Source organism: Xenorhabdus aichiensis (genome assembly GCF_028598775.1).
GTDB classification, from domain to species: domain Bacteria; phylum Pseudomonadota; class Gammaproteobacteria; order Enterobacterales; family Enterobacteriaceae; genus Xenorhabdus; species Xenorhabdus bovienii.
The window spans coordinates 17,110-33,916 of sequence record NZ_JAQRFO010000038.1; the positions used below are offsets into that span (position 1 = coordinate 17,110).

At 46.3% G+C, this 16,807-nt stretch carries 19 protein-coding genes; 7 read left to right on the forward strand and 12 right to left on the reverse strand.

What is annotated here, in order from left to right; translation table 11 throughout:
- The first annotated feature begins 7 nt into the window (after positions 1 to 7).
- Both PSI22_RS15470 and PSI22_RS15475 read left to right on the forward strand, forming a co-directional pair.
- The gene (locus tag PSI22_RS15470; protein ID WP_273580521.1) at positions 8 to 1,426 is read left to right on the forward strand and encodes a glutamate synthase small subunit; all 1,419 of its coding nucleotides are present in this window, start codon (positions 8 to 10) and stop codon (positions 1,424 to 1,426) included.
- A 323-nt stretch (positions 1,427 to 1,749) separates the two neighbouring features.
- Positions 1,750 to 2,247 (forward strand): hypothetical protein, encoded by a 498-nt coding sequence (locus PSI22_RS15475; protein ID WP_273580522.1) that lies wholly within the window; start codon positions 1,750 to 1,752, stop codon positions 2,245 to 2,247.
- A 115-nt stretch (positions 2,248 to 2,362) separates the two neighbouring features.
- Here the strand turns inward: PSI22_RS15475 and sspB are convergent, their stop codons facing one another.
- From sspB to zapE, 5 genes are all read right to left on the reverse strand, one after another.
- Positions 2,363 to 2,845, reverse strand: coding sequence for a ClpXP protease specificity-enhancing factor (gene sspB, locus PSI22_RS15480; protein WP_273580523.1), 483 nt, complete (start codon positions 2,843 to 2,845; stop codon positions 2,363 to 2,365).
- Between the two features lie 3 nt (positions 2,846 to 2,848).
- The gene (gene sspA / locus PSI22_RS15485) at positions 2,849 to 3,490 is read right to left on the reverse strand and encodes a stringent starvation protein SspA (RefSeq protein ID WP_273580524.1); all 642 of its coding nucleotides are present in this window, start codon (positions 3,488 to 3,490) and stop codon (positions 2,849 to 2,851) included.
- A gap of 367 nt (positions 3,491 to 3,857) precedes the next feature.
- Positions 3,858 to 4,250 carry a 30S ribosomal protein S9 gene (rpsI, locus tag PSI22_RS15490; RefSeq protein ID WP_012990148.1) on the reverse strand — a complete coding sequence of 131 codons (393 nt, stop codon included), beginning with the start codon at positions 4,248 to 4,250 and terminating at the stop codon, positions 3,858 to 3,860.
- A 15-nt stretch (positions 4,251 to 4,265) separates the two neighbouring features.
- On the reverse strand, positions 4,266 to 4,694 hold the full coding sequence (gene rplM, locus PSI22_RS15495) for a 50S ribosomal protein L13 (protein ID WP_012990147.1): 429 nt from the start codon (positions 4,692 to 4,694) through the stop codon (positions 4,266 to 4,268).
- A 268-nt stretch (positions 4,695 to 4,962) separates the two neighbouring features.
- On the reverse strand, positions 4,963 to 6,090 hold the full coding sequence (gene zapE / locus PSI22_RS15500) for a cell division protein ZapE (RefSeq protein WP_273580525.1): 1,128 nt from the start codon (positions 6,088 to 6,090) through the stop codon (positions 4,963 to 4,965).
- 315 nt (positions 6,091 to 6,405) lie between these two features.
- Here zapE and zapG point away from each other — a divergent pair, with 315 nt between their 5' ends.
- From zapG to degS, 3 genes are all read left to right on the forward strand, one after another.
- Entirely contained in the window at positions 6,406 to 6,810 is a 405-nt protein-coding gene (gene zapG, locus PSI22_RS15505; RefSeq protein WP_273580526.1) for a Z-ring associated protein ZapG, read from the forward strand.
- Positions 6,811 to 7,098: 288 nt separating this feature from the next.
- Positions 7,099 to 8,481 carry a serine endoprotease DegQ gene (degQ, locus tag PSI22_RS15510; RefSeq protein ID WP_273580527.1) on the forward strand — a complete coding sequence of 461 codons (1,383 nt, stop codon included), beginning with the start codon at positions 7,099 to 7,101 and terminating at the stop codon, positions 8,479 to 8,481.
- 106 nt (positions 8,482 to 8,587) lie between these two features.
- The gene (gene degS / locus PSI22_RS15515) at positions 8,588 to 9,646 is read left to right on the forward strand and encodes an outer membrane-stress sensor serine endopeptidase DegS (protein ID WP_273580528.1); all 1,059 of its coding nucleotides are present in this window, start codon (positions 8,588 to 8,590) and stop codon (positions 9,644 to 9,646) included.
- Between the two features lie 120 nt (positions 9,647 to 9,766).
- Here degS and murA read toward each other — a convergent pair whose 3' ends face one another.
- The 7 genes from murA to mlaF form a co-directional block, all read right to left on the reverse strand.
- Positions 9,767 to 11,029: a UDP-N-acetylglucosamine 1-carboxyvinyltransferase gene (murA, locus tag PSI22_RS15520; RefSeq protein ID WP_273580529.1), complete on the reverse strand. Its 1,263-nt coding sequence runs from the start codon at positions 11,027 to 11,029 to the stop codon at positions 9,767 to 9,769.
- 53 nt (positions 11,030 to 11,082) lie between these two features.
- Positions 11,083 to 11,337 (reverse strand): BolA family iron metabolism protein IbaG, encoded by a 255-nt coding sequence (gene ibaG / locus PSI22_RS15525; RefSeq protein WP_273580530.1) that lies wholly within the window; start codon positions 11,335 to 11,337, stop codon positions 11,083 to 11,085.
- 131 nt (positions 11,338 to 11,468) lie between these two features.
- On the reverse strand, positions 11,469 to 11,804 hold the full coding sequence (gene mlaB / locus PSI22_RS15530) for a lipid asymmetry maintenance protein MlaB (RefSeq protein WP_273580531.1): 336 nt from the start codon (positions 11,802 to 11,804) through the stop codon (positions 11,469 to 11,471).
- Between the two features lies 1 nt (position 11,805).
- Positions 11,806 to 12,435, reverse strand: a complete 630-nt coding sequence (gene mlaC, locus PSI22_RS15535; RefSeq protein ID WP_038201392.1) for a phospholipid-binding protein MlaC — start codon at positions 12,433 to 12,435, stop codon at positions 11,806 to 11,808.
- 33 nt (positions 12,436 to 12,468) lie between these two features.
- Positions 12,469 to 12,975 (reverse strand): outer membrane lipid asymmetry maintenance protein MlaD, encoded by a 507-nt coding sequence (gene mlaD, locus PSI22_RS15540; protein WP_273580532.1) that lies wholly within the window; start codon positions 12,973 to 12,975, stop codon positions 12,469 to 12,471.
- Between the two features lie 4 nt (positions 12,976 to 12,979).
- The gene (gene mlaE / locus PSI22_RS15545; RefSeq protein ID WP_038186623.1) at positions 12,980 to 13,762 is read right to left on the reverse strand and encodes a lipid asymmetry maintenance ABC transporter permease subunit MlaE; all 783 of its coding nucleotides are present in this window, start codon (positions 13,760 to 13,762) and stop codon (positions 12,980 to 12,982) included.
- 10 nt (positions 13,763 to 13,772) lie between these two features.
- Positions 13,773 to 14,576 carry a phospholipid ABC transporter ATP-binding protein MlaF gene (mlaF, locus tag PSI22_RS15550; RefSeq protein WP_273580533.1) on the reverse strand — a complete coding sequence of 268 codons (804 nt, stop codon included), beginning with the start codon at positions 14,574 to 14,576 and terminating at the stop codon, positions 13,773 to 13,775.
- Between the two features lie 231 nt (positions 14,577 to 14,807).
- Here mlaF and PSI22_RS15555 point away from each other — a divergent pair, with 231 nt between their 5' ends.
- Both PSI22_RS15555 and kdsD read left to right on the forward strand, forming a co-directional pair.
- A complete protein-coding gene (locus PSI22_RS15555; RefSeq protein WP_273580534.1) occupies positions 14,808 to 15,785 on the forward strand; it encodes a calcium/sodium antiporter in 978 nt (325 codons plus the stop codon).
- Between the two features lie 24 nt (positions 15,786 to 15,809).
- On the forward strand, positions 15,810 to 16,778 hold the full coding sequence (gene kdsD / locus PSI22_RS15560) for an arabinose-5-phosphate isomerase KdsD (RefSeq protein WP_273580535.1): 969 nt from the start codon (positions 15,810 to 15,812) through the stop codon (positions 16,776 to 16,778).
- Positions 16,779 to 16,807: the final 29 nt, after the last annotated feature.

The window sequence follows — 16,807 nt, forward strand, 5'->3', positions numbered from 1 at the left end:
GTCAAAAATGAGTCAGAACGTTTATCAATTTATCGACTTACAACGTGTCGATCCTCCAAAAAAACCGTTGAAAATCCGCAGAATAGAATTTGTGGAAATTTATGAGCCTTTTTCTGAAATGCAAGTTGAGGCACAGGCAGATCGCTGCCTTTCATGTGGGAATCCCTATTGTGAGTGGAAATGCCCTGTGCACAACTATATTCCAAACTGGCTGAAACTCGCTAATGAAGGCCGGATTATTGAAGCGGCGGAACTCTCCCACCGAACGAACAGCCTGCCAGAAGTCTGCGGACGAGTTTGTCCGCAAGATCGCCTGTGTGAAGGTGCCTGTACGCTGAATGATGACTTTGGTGCTGTTACCATCGGCAATATTGAACGTTACATTAACGACACCGCCATTGCGATGGGCTGGAAGCCGGATATGTCAGACGTGATCCCGACAGGCAAACGCGTGGCCGTGATTGGAGCAGGCCCTGCGGGGCTGGCCTGTGCGGATGTCCTCACCCGCAACGGCGTACAAGCGGTAGTTTATGATCGCCACCCTGAAATTGGCGGCTTACTCACGTTTGGCATTCCTGCTTTCAAACTGGAAAAAGAGGTGATGATCCGTCGCCGTGAAATTTTCTCCGAAATGGGTATCGAATTCCGCTTAAACACGGAGATAGGCAAAGACATCACGCTTGCTGAACTCACCGAGCAATTTGATGCTGTGTTTCTGGGCGTGGGGACTTATCAGTCTATTCATGGCGGACTCAAGAACGAAGATGCTGACGGAGTCTATGACGCCCTGCCCTTCTTAATCGCCAATACCCGTCATTTAATGGGCTACCCCGCGTTACCGGAACAGCCTTATGTTGATATGAAAGATCAGCGTGTTCTGGTACTTGGAGGCGGTGATACAGCAATGGATTGCGTGCGCACTTCTGTTCGCCAAGGCGCAACCCATGTCATCTGTGCGTATCGGCGGGATGAAAGCAATATGCCAGGCTCCCGTCGTGAAGTGAAAAATGCCAAGGAAGAAGGTGTGGATTTTCAGTTTAACCTTCAGCCGCTCAGCATTGAGATCAATAGCGCAGGTCAAGTTTGTGGCGTCAAAGTCGCGAAAACACAACTTGGCGAAATGGATGAAAAAGGCCGCCGTCGAGCTGAAATCATTCAGGGCTCCGAATTTCTGATCGCAGCCGATGCCGTAATCACGGCGTTTGGTTTCAAACCTCACAACATGCACTGGCTGAATGCGCATCAGATCAATCTCGATCAGCAGGGACGTATTGTTGCTCCTGAAGCCAGCGATCTGCCCTTCCAAACCAGTAATCCTAAAATATTCGCAGGCGGGGACGCCGTTCGTGGATCCGATTTAGTGGTTACTGCGATTGCAGAAGGTAGAAAAGCGGCATCCGGTATTCTCGACTATCTTGAGGTTTAATCCCTAACCACTGTTTCTTCAATTATTTCTCCGGCCTTTTGACCGGAGAAAATTTCAAAAACTTAGCAACGAGTTCACTTTTATCTCTTCTTTACTCCCATATTAGTTGTATTTTTTTGCTTTATGCGACTATTCTTATACCCCAAAGGGAAATATTCCGATTTAATCTACTGTGTTAATACAGCAAAAAATCTTATTTCTTTTCTCAAAGAAAAGGCGGTTTTTTAGTGTAATTAGTTAAACGATGTCCAAACAAAGATTAAATAATAGTTAGTTAATTAATTAATTAATAACTATTAATTGACCATGACTGGAAGAAATAGATGCGCTTACTCACACAGATACTCTTATTCTCTTTCATATCCTTAATGAGCTCACCCTCAATTGCTCATTTATCGACACAAGAGGAGATCCTGCAACAAGTGCGAGAACGAGGCGTAAATGCCGTTGTTGCGGAATTAGGAGAAAGTAGAAAAAGAGACGAAATCGCCTATAACATTACAACAGGTGAAAGTCAGTGGCTGAGAGTTGCATTTACGCTATCCCCCAATATGCATTCCGAATTTTCGAAACAACTCCTTCGCTCTTTATCTTTTGCCTTAATTAATAACCCTGTAGAAGTCTTATCGCTGTCGAAAAAATATAATTCATTCTCATCAGATCAGATCTGCGATATACCGCCAACTTTAAAAGGCTTGGACGAAAGGACAAGTTTTATTGAAAAGCTGTCTAACAGCCTGAATGCAGCTAGAAAATCGAATTCCGGAAAAAATAAGGAAAATATAGAAAATTGCCTGTGGAGACTAGCTCAAACTTTATAGTACCTATTTTTGATTCCCAGGCGAGTGCCTCTATAAAAGCGGGTACGACTAAAAATAATAAAGGAGACCAAAATCTCCTTTATTTTTTATATTGTAACTGTACCTAGTTGCCTGTTTATTTTACAACACGCAAAGTTGGACGACCCTTTGGAGGTTGAGGGGGTTCGTCATCCGATGAACCATTATCACGAGCAATTTTAGCGTCACTGATAAGCACCAGATTATCCGCTACAGGAGCATCTGAATCTTCTGGCTTGAAGCCCACCTGATAGGCAGATTCTGGCTCAAACATCATTCCTGAGCCATTTTCACGACCATAAACCGCAATCACTGCCGCCATTGGAACAGAGACTTGACGCGCTACACCACCAAAACGGGCATTGAACCGAACTTCATCGTTAGTCAATTCCAGATTGCCAACAGCCCTCGGCGAAATATTCAGGATGATTTGCCCATCGTTCGCATATTCCATCGGGACATTCACCCCATACAGGGTAACATCCACGACAAGATGCGGAGTCATTTCATTATCCAGCAGCCATTCATAATGCGCCCTCAATAAATAAGGACGACGTGGAGACATTTGAATCATCTCCATAAATTAGCCCCGTGATGGTAAACGCATTTCACGTTCTGCTTCTGTCAGTGAAGCCAAAAATGCGTCACGTTCAAATACACGCTGCATATAGACCTGGATATCTTTTGCACCTGGCCCAGATAACTCTACACCTAATACAGGCAAACGCCACAGCAGCGGCGAAAGGTAGCAATCCACCAGACTGAACTCTTCACTCATGAAGAAAGGCATATCTCTGAAAACAGGTGCCATGGCCAGTAATTCTTCAGCAAGCTGTTTCCGGGCAGCATTGGCTTCCTGAGCATTCCCTCCCTGAATTTTATACATCAGGGAATACCAGTTTTTTTCAATTCTATGCATCATTAAACGGCTGGTACCACGTGCAACCGGATATACAGGCATGAGTGGTGGATGTGGAAAACGCTCATCCAGATATTCCATAATGATGCGAGAATCATACAGAGTTAATTCACGATCAACGAGAGTAGGAACTGTCTGATAAGGATTCAGATCAATTAAATCCTGAGGCAAATTGCCTGGTTCAACGATTTCAATCTCAACGCTGACCCCTTTTTCCGCCAGCACAATTCGCACTTGATGGCTAAAAATGTCGGTCGAGCCGGAAAACAGAGTCATTACCGAACGTTTGTTGGCAGCGACAGCCATGAAAACCTCCAAGTTTATCTAAACAAAGGAACGAACAGCCCTTCAGTGAAAAACGGCTATTCTCGCTCATATTCTCATCCTGTTTCGCACTTATTATCCGAGGGTATATTGAAACCCCTGCCAAATCAGGCTCATTCATGGATAAGGCAAAAAATTATCACTAGTCTACCAGATTTTGCACATTTTGTGAGGAAGTACATTGAGAATTAATGGTGAAATATCAGAATCTAGCCATTTATTTCTGTAATACGCTATTTTTTGGGAAAAAAGGTTATTCACCAAAGGAAGGAAAATCAGATAATAAAAAAACCCGCCATATAAATGACGGGTTTCAACTTTAACCCATCGCCACAGCAGTGGCAACAAATTAACGTTTGGAGAACTGTGGACGACGACGCGCTTTGCGCAGACCCACTTTTTTACGTTCAACTTCACGAGCATCGCGAGTAACGAAGCCAGCTTTGCGAAGATCAGAACGCAGAGTCTCGTCATAAGCCATCAGTGCACGGGTGATACCGTGACGGATTGCGCCTGCCTGACCAGAAATACCACCACCTTTAACAGTGATGTACAGATCCAGTTTGCCCAACATATCAACCAACTCCAGTGGTTGACGAACAACCATGCGTGCAGTTTCACGACCGAAGTAAACTTCGAGGCTGCGTTGGTTGATTACGATGTTACCGCTACCTGGCTTAATAAAGACACGAGCGGAGGAGCTTTTGCGGCGACCAGTGCCGTAGTATTGATTTTCAGCCATTGCCTATAATCCCGATTAAATGTCCAGAACTTGTGGTTGCTGTGCCGCGTGGTTGTGCTCGCTGCCCGCGTAAACTTTCAGTTTACGGTACATTGCACGACCCAGTGGCCCTTTTGGCAGCATGCCTTTAACCGCGATTTCAATGACACGCTCAGGACGGCGGGCAATCATCTCTTCAAAGGTCGCTTGCTTGATACCACCGATGTGGCCAGTGTGGTGATAGTAGATTTTGTCAGCACGTTTGTTGCCAGTTACAGCAACTTTTTCGGCGTTAACAATAATGATGTAATCACCAGTATCAACGTGCGGAGTATATTCCGCTTTATGCTTGCCGCGCAGGCGACTAGCGATTTCAGTTGCAAGACGGCCTAAAGTTTTGCCATCTGCGTCAACAACATACCAGTCGCGTTTTACGGTTTCTGGTTTAGCTGTAAAAGTTTTCATTAAAGCTTACCCAATTATAAGTTACACGTTGGTGAACACTCGATGTTCAGAAACTGTTTTTGAGGTTCACACGACTTTTGTCCAGCAAACCTACCCCTTCGAATAGCCTATGCCGGCACTAATGCAAGTTTTTTGGGAAAAAAAATCTTGCTGTAACGTGGGGTCGCAAGATTATAGAGAAGTCATCATAAAAAATCGACCCCCAATTCAATAATTATCCTGTCAGATAACGACAATCTCGATTTTTCTTACTGATCAAAGCCAGATATCAGGGCAAATGAGGAAGTTTCAAATACTCCTCACTCTGCATCTCCTGCAAGCGGGACAGGCAACGCCGATATTCAAATGTCAGCAATTCCCCTTGATAAATCCGCTCCATCGGCGCTTCAGCATTGATGATGAGTTTTACATGACGCTCATAGAATTCATCCACCAATGCAAGAAAACGCCGGGCTGCGCTTTCATCCAATGCAGTCAGAGCTGGCGTATCATGCAGCAGGACAGAATGATAAAGCTTCGACAACGCAATGTAATCCAACGGACTGCGGGGATCTTCACACAAGGTTTTAAAATTGATGGCCAGCACCCCGTCAACACTGCTGATGGCAGGCATACTGCGATGGTTAATCTCCAATACCGGATTCGGTTCTCCTTCCCGTCCCGCCAGACGCTGGAACATGCGATGCATTTCCTGTCGGTTATCTTCCGACAAGGGCGTGAGATAAAGATGCGCCTGAGTCAGCGTGCGCAACCGATAATCGATACCCGCATCCACATTCATCACATCGCAGTATTTTTTAATTTGCTCAATGGCTGGCAGGAACCGCGCGCGCTGCAAGCCATTTCGGTACAATTCATCAGGTGGAATATTTGATGTCGCCACCAAGGCAATTCCTCGCTTAAACAGAGCTTCCAGCAAGGTACCGAGGATCATGGCATCTGTAATGTCCGAAACAAAAAACTCATCGAAGCAGAGCACATCAGTCTGCGCCTTGAAGCCATCCGCTATCACATCCAGGGGATTTTCGTGCCCCTGTAAAACGGTTAATTCTTCATGTACCCGCAACATAAAACGATGAAAATGAAGGCGTAGTTTTCGGTCGGTTAGCAGGCTCTGGAAAAACATATCCATCAACCATGTTTTCCCACGCCCGGCACCGCCCCACATATAAAGCCCCTGAACCGGCCTCTGCTGCTCTGTTGATAAGCCGCCAAATAACCTGCCCAGTAGGCTTTTCAGTCCACTTGAAGGTAAAACCTGCTCCGGAGAACGATTACCGAGATCGTGATGAATGATATCCAGGCGGGCAACGGTATTACGCTGCACTTCATCAGGTTGGTATTGGCCTTCTGACAGTGCAGATTGATAGAGAGACGAAGGTGTAATCGGTAACATCAAAATGACAATCCTTAAAAATTTTTGTTCTCAGCACGATTCATTGTACTGGTAAAAATCGCGCTCATCTTTTCTGTTTGAGTTCGTTATATTTGTTCCCATTTTTCATACTTTTTTCCATATCCTCTCTCAATTTTGCCAATAACTCACGACGTATCATCGCAAATTTGTATAAAATTGACACATCAAGTGGTATATAAATTAATTAATAATCAATATTCCACTCTGACTTAATTAGCGGTTATAGTGATAGCAATGGTATTGAGACATTGTGGAACACTATTGCCGAACACTGAAGTTAATAAAGGGGTTGCCATGACTTGGGAATATGCACTGATTGGGTTAGTTATTGGTTTTATCGTTGGCGCACTGGCTGTCCGCTTTGGCAGTTCAAAACTGCGTCAGCAAAATGCGGCACAGGCCGAACTGGAGAAGAATCGAGCAGAGTTGGAAGAATATCGTAAGGAGTTGGTCAGCCATTTTGCCCACAGTGCTGAATTACTTGATAATATGGCACGCGATTATCGCCAGCTGTATCAGCACATGGCCAAAAGTTCCAACGAACTGATGCCAAACATGCCAATACAGGATAATCCCTTCAATTATCGCCTGACTGAATCTGAAGCCGATAAACGTAAAGTCACCGCCAATATGCCTCCACGGGACTATTCTGAGGGTGCATCCGGCCTATTCCGCCCAGTTCAAGATAAAAAACAGTAAATTCTCCTGCCGTGGTAACCTATTGATACCACGGCTCATTGGTTTTCCTGGCATTAAAGAGTTTTGTTTTTTAATTTTAATTCACGTAAATACCTGTAAAGAAACACGGTAAAACGACATTGTTAGTGAACTTTGCTGAATAATTGAGAGTCATAACAGCATCGAAACAATTATGCTTAAAACCTATCCCAATAAGCGTAATTCCCAAGGAAAATGAAATTTCCTGACAGGATAGGTCTTTTAAGTACGATTTCCCTTTCTGGCTTAGGTATTAAGAGAACGTATTCAATGAAAAGAAAAAACACATTGCTCAGCGCACTTGCGATCAGTATTGGATTATCTTTGGCTTCAGTTCCAATGGTAGGTAACGCAGCTTTACCTGCCGCAGTGGCTTCTCAGGAATTACCGAGCCTCGCACCAATGCTGGAGAAAGTTCTTCCTTCCGTAGTGACTGTGCATGTCTCAGGCACAGAAGTTCAAAATCAGCAGCAGCTTCAGCTACCAGAAGACTTTCAATTTTTCTTTGGGCCAGGTTTTCCTCCACAGGAGCAAAGAAGCCGTCCATTCAAAGGATTAGGCTCTGGGGTTATTATCAATGCCAATAAAGGGTATGTGCTGACCAATAGCCATGTTATCGAGAAAGCTAATAAAATCCGGGTTCAATTAAACGATGGCCGTGAATATTCCGCAAAACTCATCGGGCGTGACCTACAGACTGACATTGCACTTTTACAGCTGCAAGATGCCAAGAACCTGACAGCCATTAAATTCGCCGATTCTGATCAACTGCGTGTAGGGGATTATTCCGTCGCCATCGGCAACCCATTCGGGCTGGGGCAGACCGTAACATCGGGGATCATCTCTGCCCTTGGCCGCAGTGGTCTGAATCTGGAAGGTTTGGAAAACTTCATCCAGACCGATGCCTCCATCAACCGAGGTAACTCAGGTGGAGCATTGATCAACCTGAAAGGGGAATTGATCGGCATTAACACTGCGATCCTCGCTCCCGGCGGCGGTAACATCGGCATTGGTTTTGCCATCCCAAGTAACATGGCCAGCAACCTTGCAGACCAACTCATTGCCCACGGTGAAGTCAAACGCGGCCTACTCGGTATCAAGGGAACCGAGATGACAGCAGATGTCGCCAAGGCACTCAACGTTGATGCTCAACAAGGTGCATTCGTCAGCGAAGTCATTCCTAAATCGGCTGCGGCTAAAGCTGACATCAAGCCAGGGGATGTACTGGTCTCCGTTGACGGCAAAAAAATCACCAGCTTCGCTGAATTGCGTGCGAAGGTTGGTACAACCGCTCCTGGTAAAGCAATCAAAATTGGCCTTCTGCGTAAAGGAAGGCCAATGGAAGTGACCGTAACACTAGAAAATAATGTATCTCAAGAAACCAAGGCTGAAAACTTGAGCGTTGCCCTGCAAGGTGCAATTCTGAGCAACAGCACAGTGAAAAACACACAAGGTGTAAAAGTAGATAAAATTACCCAGAATTCACCTGCTGCAATGTCTGGCTTACAGAATGATGATTTGATTATAGGAGCCAATAACGAGCGAATTCGGAATATCAGCGAGCTGCGTAAACTGCTTGAGGTAAAACCACCTGTTATTGCCCTGAACATTTTACGTGGTGATGATAATATCTACTTGTTACTGCGTAATTAATTGAAGATAAAAAACGCGATCTAGTATTACTGACAGACACAGCATAAGCTGTGTCTGTTCGCTTCTATGCTATGCTTCTTTCACTTATTTATTACTGAATAATGCCATGCTGATCAAGTTATTGCGCTCCATATCGATAGGACTACTCATTGCTGCAATCTTATTGGTTACCATACCTTCACTACGCCCCAATGGGTTAAAACATCTCCTGAGTGACAATAGTCGCAACGGCAAACCATACAGTTTCAATCAAGGAGTTCGTCGAGCGGCTCCCGCTGTTGTCAATATCTACAGCAGTAATCTGGGTAGTTTTTCTCATGAAGGCCGGGAACTTCGCCCTTTGGGTTCTGGCGTCATCATGAATGAACAGGGCTATATCCTCACTAACAAACATGTCATCAATAAAGCCGACTCTATTATTGTTGCATTACAAGATGGTCGATTCTATGAGGCGCTGCTGGCCGGCTCGGATGCGCCAACCGATCTGGCTGTCTTAAAGGTCAATGGTAAAAATCTCCCCGTGATCCCGATCAATCACAATCGAGTTGCCCATGTAGGAGATATCGTGCTGGCAATCGGCAATCCTTACAATTTAGGGCAAACCATCACTCAAGGTATTATCAGTGCGACAGGGCGTGTTAGCCTCAGCCCTACACGCCGCCAGAATTTTCTGCAAACAGATGCTTCAATTAATCAGGGAAGCTCCGGCGGTGCACTGGTCAATACGCTGGGGGAATTAGTCGGGATCAATACGCTGACGTTTGATAAGTCAGAATTTGGTGTCACGCCTGAAGGCTTGGGGTTTGCCATTCCTACTGAACTTGCCACGAAAATCATGCATAAACTCATCCGCGATGGGCGGGTCATCAGGGGATATATTGGTATCACAGTCCAAGATTTGCCCCGTATTCGCTCGTCAGACAGCAATATCAACCAAATGCCGGGGTTGCGGGTTTTTGAAGTTGCACCGAGAAGCCCGGCTCAAAAAGTGGGGATCAAAGTGGGAGATATCATTACTAATTTCAATCACCAACCCGCGATTTCTCCGGCAGAGACGATGGATCAAGTCACTGATATCCGCCCTGGCAGTATGGTTCCCATCACCGTGCTACGTGATGGTCAATCTCTCACCTTCAAGGTTATGGTTGAAGAATTTGAAGGCTGAAGAATTTAGCATTTAACGCCTGCGGCAGCTTGCAAGATGAAGAGTATAGCCGACAACTCCGCTGCTTTTCGCTTATTCAATCCTTCGCCCAGTTCGGGCGAAGGATGATATGAGTTCAATTTAATCAGTCGACTTAATACGCTCGATATTCGCACCTAAACCACGCAGTTTATCTTCGATATGCTCGTAGCCTCGGTCAATATGATAAATACGATCGACTACCGTGGTGCCTTCAGCAATACAGCCAGCCAATACCAAGCTCGCAGAAGCACGCAAATCAGTCGCCATAACCTGAGCGCCAGATAAATTTTCAACACCGTGACAAACCACCGTATTACTCTCGATTTCTGCACGTGCGCCCATGCGAATCAACTCCGGAATGTGCATGAAGCGATTTTCAAAGATAGTTTCAGTGATCATGCCAACACCTTCGGCAACCATGTTCAACAAGCTGAATTGGGCCTGCATATCCGTCGGGAAGCCCGGATGCGGGGCTGTGCGGAATGTAACCGCCTTTGGTCGCTTACCGTGCATATCAAGGCTAATCCAATCCTCTCCCACCTGAATGTCTGCCCCAGCTTCACGCAGTTTGGACAAAACAGCATCCAATGTATCCGGCTTGGCATTACGACAAATCACCTTGCCACGGGAAATAGCACCAGCGACAAGGAACGTTCCTGTTTCGATACGATCAGGTAGCACACGATAAACACCACCTCCCAGACGTTCTACACCTTCAATCACAATGCGATCGGTGCCTGCCCCGGTAATTTTCGCGCCCAGTGTATTCAGAAAATCGGCAGTATCTTCGATTTCAGGCTCACGAGCTGCGTTTTCAATGATGGTTGTCCCTTCCGCCAGTGTCGCTGCGGTCATGATGGTGACAGTCGCACCCACACTGACTTTATCCATGACAATACTGGCACCTTTCAAGCGACCATCGACGGAAGCCTTGACGTAACCTTCATTGAGAACAATTTTCGCACCGAGCTGTTCCAGCCCAGAAATGTGCAGATCAACAGGGCGAGCGCCAATGGCACAGCCACCCGGCAGTGATACCTGCCCTTGACCGAAACGCGCGACCAGCGGCCCCAAGGCCCAAATGGAAGCCCGCATCGTTTTGACCAGTTCATAAGGTGCGCAGTATTCGTTAACGTTACTGGCATCAACAAAAACAGAGCCATTGCGTTTTACTTTGGTTCCCAAGCGGTTGAGTAGTTTGATGGTGGTATCAATATCTTTTAATTCAGGTACATTCTGTAATTCAACTGGCTCTTCCGCCAGCAGCGCTGCGAACAGAATGGGTAATGCGGCATTTTTTGCCCCGGAAATAGTAACCTCACCCGATAAGCAGGTAGGCCCTTTCACTCGAAATTTATCCATCTTAATTCTCTTGTTCAATTCAAAGTGTGCTGTTCGCGGCGAGGCAAACAACCTCAAAATCCCTGAAGTTTGCGGTCACGCTGCCACTTTGCAGGTGTATAAGTCTTAATCGACACGGCATGAATACGATTATCAGCAATGTATTCCATCAGAGGGGCGTAAACAGCCTGCTGTTGTTTGACACGGCTCAGGCCATCAAAAAACTCGCCAACGGCAATTACCTGAAAATGGCTGCCATCACCGCTAACAATAGCGTCATCAAGTGCCAGTGCTTTCATCAGCACTTCTTTAATTTCATTAGTATCCATAATTTGCTCACACTCGTCGTTAAAAATAATAATAGTCGCCTATCCTAATGGAAACCAGACGACTCTTAAACCAAGAAAAACGCCCTTGTAAGAGGATGACTTACAAGGGCGATAATTATGGGAAAAGGGAATTACATGTCAGGCATATCAGCATCAAAGAGACTTTGCAGGCCATAAAGTGCTATCAGTGTCTCCAGGCGTTCACTTATGCCAGAAAATGTTAACCGTTTGCCACGTTGCTGCATGTCTCCTTTTAGGCGGACAAACAACGCCAGCCCCGTGGAGTCCACATGCTCAAGCCGAGAAACATCAATATTTTTGATCTCAGCCAGAACGCTGTCTTTTTGCTGCCAAAGCGGAAGTAAACTGTCACGATCCAGTGTACCGTGAAGAAATAGTGTACTTCCCGTTTGTTCCCAACTTATCTTTCCGTCATCAGACGTTTGGCTTATTTCCCGGTTTTTCATGTCACTTTTTCTTTTCTAAAGTGATTGGCGTTTTCGCGCTGATTTTCAACTGTTCTGTCAGAGCATCAATCCCTTTCTGGCGCAGGATATCTGCCCATTCATTCTGCTTGGTCGTGATCATGCTTACGCCTTCCGCAATCATGTCATAAGCCTGCCAGTAACCTGTCTTGCTATTTTTACGCCACTGGAAATCCAAGCGAACAGGCGGCTGACCATTTTCATCAGTAATAGTGACCCGGATAGCCGCTATCGTCTTGCCCTCCAATGGCTGTTCTGGCGCAATCTGGTAGTTCTGGCCATGATACATCGCCAGAGCCTGACCATATGCCTGCTCTAAATAAGATTCAAACGCCTTGAAATAGGCTTCGCGCTGTTCAGGCGTCGCCTGCCCGTAGTAAGTTCCAAGAACCAGTGCCCCTGCATATTTTACCTGCACATAAGGCAACAGTTCTTCACGCACAATCTGACGCAGAACTTCTGGGTTTGCCTGAACTTGAGGCTGATCATTCTTCAAACGGGTGAAGGTTTTTTCTGCTGCATCTTTCATCAATGCGTAAGGGTTGGTTTGATCAACTGCGCTGGCCAATGGTGCAACCACCAACAGCGCAACCATAAGTAATCGCTTAAACATAAATGCTATCTCTCCTAAGCCGTGGATTGCAGATTAATGTGCCGGAGCTGAATCAGATTTTGCCTGACCACCGTCACCGCTTTTATATAAGAACTGACCGATCAAATCTTCAAGCACCATTGCAGATTTAGTGTCCTCAATACGATCTCCCCCTTTCAACATGGATACCCCCATATCAGGGTCATAAAAACCCACATTCATTGCAACATATTGCTCGCCCAATAGCCCTGATGTCCGAATAGAAAGCGAGCTGGTACTTGGAATATTGTCGTACTGAGTAAAAAGATCCAGTTCAACCTGTGGAGTATAGGTTTTTTGATCCAGCCAGATTCGCTCTACACGACCAATCACAACCCCACCAATTTTTACGGGTGAACGCACTTTCAGTCCACCAATATTGTCAAATGCAGCAGATACGCGATAGGTTGTCTGGCTACCAAATGACCGAACATCAGCTACTTTCAAACATAAAAAGACGATTGCAACCAGTGCAATCAAGACAAAACACCCAACCCAAATTTCATTTTTCTTGTTTTGCATCGATTTAGTTCCCAAACATCAGTGCTGTCAGCACAAAATCCAAACCCAATACTGCCAAAGACGCATGAACTACTGTGCGCGTCGTCGCCCTGCTGATCCCTTCTGATGTTGGGATAGCATCATAACCATTGAACAGTGCAATCCATGTGACCGTAATGGCAAAAGCTACGCTCTTAAGAAAACAGTTAAGCAAGTCTTTTTGCCAATCCACCGCCGATTGCATCGAAGACCAGAAAAAACCAGCATCAATGCCTTTCCAATCCACACCTACTATCGCGCCTCCGATGATTCCAACGGCGACAAAGATCAGCGACAGTAAAGGCATACTGATAAAACCAGCCCAAAAACGCGGAGCAATTACCCGACGCAGCGGATCAATCGCCATCATTTCCAAGCTGGAAATCTGCTCCGTGGCTTTCATCAAACCAATTTCTGCGGTCAAAGCTGAACCCGCCCGACCCGCAAACAACAGCGCCGTGACGACTGGCCCCAATTCACGCAGCAGTGACAAAGCCACCATCATGCCCAGGCTACCCTCAGCACTGAATGTCGTTAAAACCAGATAGCCCTGTAAACTCAGAACCATACCGATAAACAAACCGGAAACCACGATGATCAGCAGTGACTGAACACCGACGCTATACAGCTGCTGACATAATAATTTCCATTGTTTGGCGGGTTCTGGCTTACCAATGATTGCACTGAAAAGCATAAAGCCAGCACGGCCGAATGAGGCCGCAACCTCGATCGCTCGTTTGCCCAGCGCAGCCAGTGCCCGTGTTAACATCAACATTCCATTATCCTAATAACTCAGTTTTGTAATCCCCCGCAGGGAAACGGAAAGGCACCGGCCCATCAGCAATGCCATCAAGGAATTGCCGTACCCGATGATCCTGATTCATTCTTAACTGCTCCGGTGTACCTTCTGCAATGACCGTCTTCTCAGCCACAATGTAAGCATAATCAGCAATACTCAATACTTCAGGTACATCGTGGGAAACCACAACACAGGTGACACCGAGCGCATGGTTAAGCTCATCAATTAATTTGACGAGAATGCCCATCGTGATAGGGTCCTGACCAACAAAAGGTTCATCGAACATAATGAGATCGGGATCGAGTGCTATCGCCCTCGCCAATGCAGCCCGCCTAGCCATGCCGCCAGACAATTCCGATGGCATCAAGTGCGCAGCCCCACGCAGCCCGACGGCCTCCAATTTCATCATCACCGTGGTGTGAATCAACTCCTCGGGCAATTGAGTATGCTCACGCAAAGGAAAGGCGACATTGTCAAAGACATTCAGATCCGTAAACAGCGCACCTGACTGAAATAACATGCTCATTTTCTTACGGGCAGCATAGAGACGTTGGCGGGACAATGCCGGAATATTATCGCCATCAAACCAGATCTCGCCGCGTTCAGGGCGGATCTGCCCACCAATCAGGCGCAGCAGGGTAGTTTTCCCTATGCCTGAAGGCCCCATGATGGCAGTCACTTTTCCTTTTGGAACGGTCAGATTAATATCAGAAAAAATCGGGCGTTGACCACGAGTGAAATACATGCCGCAGATCTCAATAAGATTTGCTGTTTGTTGACTCATTATTTGATAGCCCCTAACCGTTAATAAAACTTGTTTCTTACTGTTTTTAAATAATCAGTCATGCATACTACAAAAAAATTGCCAAATTTGCGTTAGCAAAGTTATGACAAATTTTACTTTTTACCGCTTGACCGTCAGAATATATAAGTCTAGCTGAATAAACATTTCATGTTTAAAAATCAACCATTATTAGCATTATGTTCGGAATAAATTTTATTTAAGGAACACCCCATGTTTCTGACTATTGCCCTGCTCATTACCGGGTTGATTTTACTGGTGTATGGCTCTGATAGATTAGTATATGGTGCTGCGGTTTTTGCCCGCTCACTGAAAATACCCCCCTATATCGTCGGTTTGACAATCATGGGAATCGGAACTTCACTGCCAGAATTGATGGTGTCTATCACAGCCGCTCAAGATGGGCTACCGAACATGGCTGTAGGCAATGCCATTGGTTCCAATATTACCAATCTGCTACTGATTACTGGCGCTGCATCACTCATTCGACCGATCACGGTGAAATCAGATATCCTGCGGCGGGAGTTGCCGCTGATGTTGCTGATTACTGCATTTGTAGGCTATATTCTGGCCGACAACTACCTGAGCCGCCTAGATGGTATCGTCCTATTACTCACCGCCTTGTTCTTTATCTCCCTAATGATCAAAATGACAACGATTTCCCAAGACGATGGCCTAGACAGCTATACACAGGAACGAGATGCAGAATTACCCGTCGAAGGCAACAAAGGCATCGCACTTCTCTGGGTTGTTTTAGGATTGATTATCCTCCCCATTTCTACCCGCATGGTGATTGACAATGCGGCTGTGGTTGCACGTATTTATGGCATCAGTGAGCTGATTATTGGCCTGACAATTCTGGCGGTAGGAACCAGCCTGCCTGAACTTGCCACTTCGATTGCGGCGGCCATTAAAGGCGAGAATGATATGGCGATGGGCAATATCATCGGCTCAAATGTTTTCAACATCACCCTCGTATTGGGTATCCCCGGTATACTTTCACCCAGCGCCATTTCACCTCAGGCCTTTTCCCGAGACTTCTGGGTCATGATGGCTGCCAGTGTGTTATTCACGATATTCTGTCTGGGGAGAAAGCATCGATTGAACCGATTAAACGGCGTCCTGTTACTGGGCTGTTTTATCGCTTATTTTGTCGTACTTTTTGTTTCTAATTATTACGGTACTGATTAATTGCCGATGACGTGGGAAGTAAAAATGTCTAAGATCGATTTTCAACAAGCAGGTAAAAAAGTATTACAGGTCGAACTCGACGGATTGGCAGAACTGGAACAATACATTAATGAAGATTTCAGCCGGGCCTGTGAGTTGATGTTTAGCTGTGAAGGAAAAGTCATTGTCATGGGGATGGGCAAATCCGGTCATATTGGACGGAAAATTGCCGCCACATTTGCCAGTACGGGTACGCCCTCTTTCTTTGTCCACCCCGGTGAAGCCAGCCACGGCGATCTCGGTATGGTGACGTCAAAAGACCTCGTGCTGACAATCTCCAATTCCGGTGAATCCAATGAAATCCTTGCCCTGATCCCCGTCCTCAAGCGGCAAAAAGTTCCACTCATCTGCATGACAAACAACCCAAACAGTAGCATGGGGAAAGCTGCCGATATCCATCTGTGCATCAAAACGCCACAGGAAGCCTGCCCGCTTGGGCTGGCGCCCACCACCAGCACGACGGCGACACTTGTCATGGGGGATGCTCTGGCCGTTGCGCTCTTACAGGCCCGTGGCTTTACCGCTGAAGATTTTGCCCTTTCCCATCCGGGCGGCACACTGGGACGCAAACTTCTATTACTGACCAGTGATTTAATGACCACCGGCGATGATATTCCCCGTGTTCCTTATACCGCGACACTACGTGAAGCCTTGGTTGAAATCACCCGCAAGAAACTGGGAATGACCGTCATCTGCGATGACGATATGCAGATCAAAGGGATTTTCACTGACGGGGATTTGCGCCGTGTTTTCGATATGGGAACCGATTTAAACCATGCAAACATCTCTGATGTTATGACTGCCGGCGGTGTCCGCATCAAGCCCCATACACTGGCCGTTGATGCCCTGAACCTGATGCAGTCACGCCACATCACTTCCCTTCTGGTCACTGACGGTGACAAATTGCTCGGCGTACTGCATATGCACGACCTCTTGCAGGCGGGGGTAGTATAAGGTCGGTATATACCCAGCAGAGAAAGATG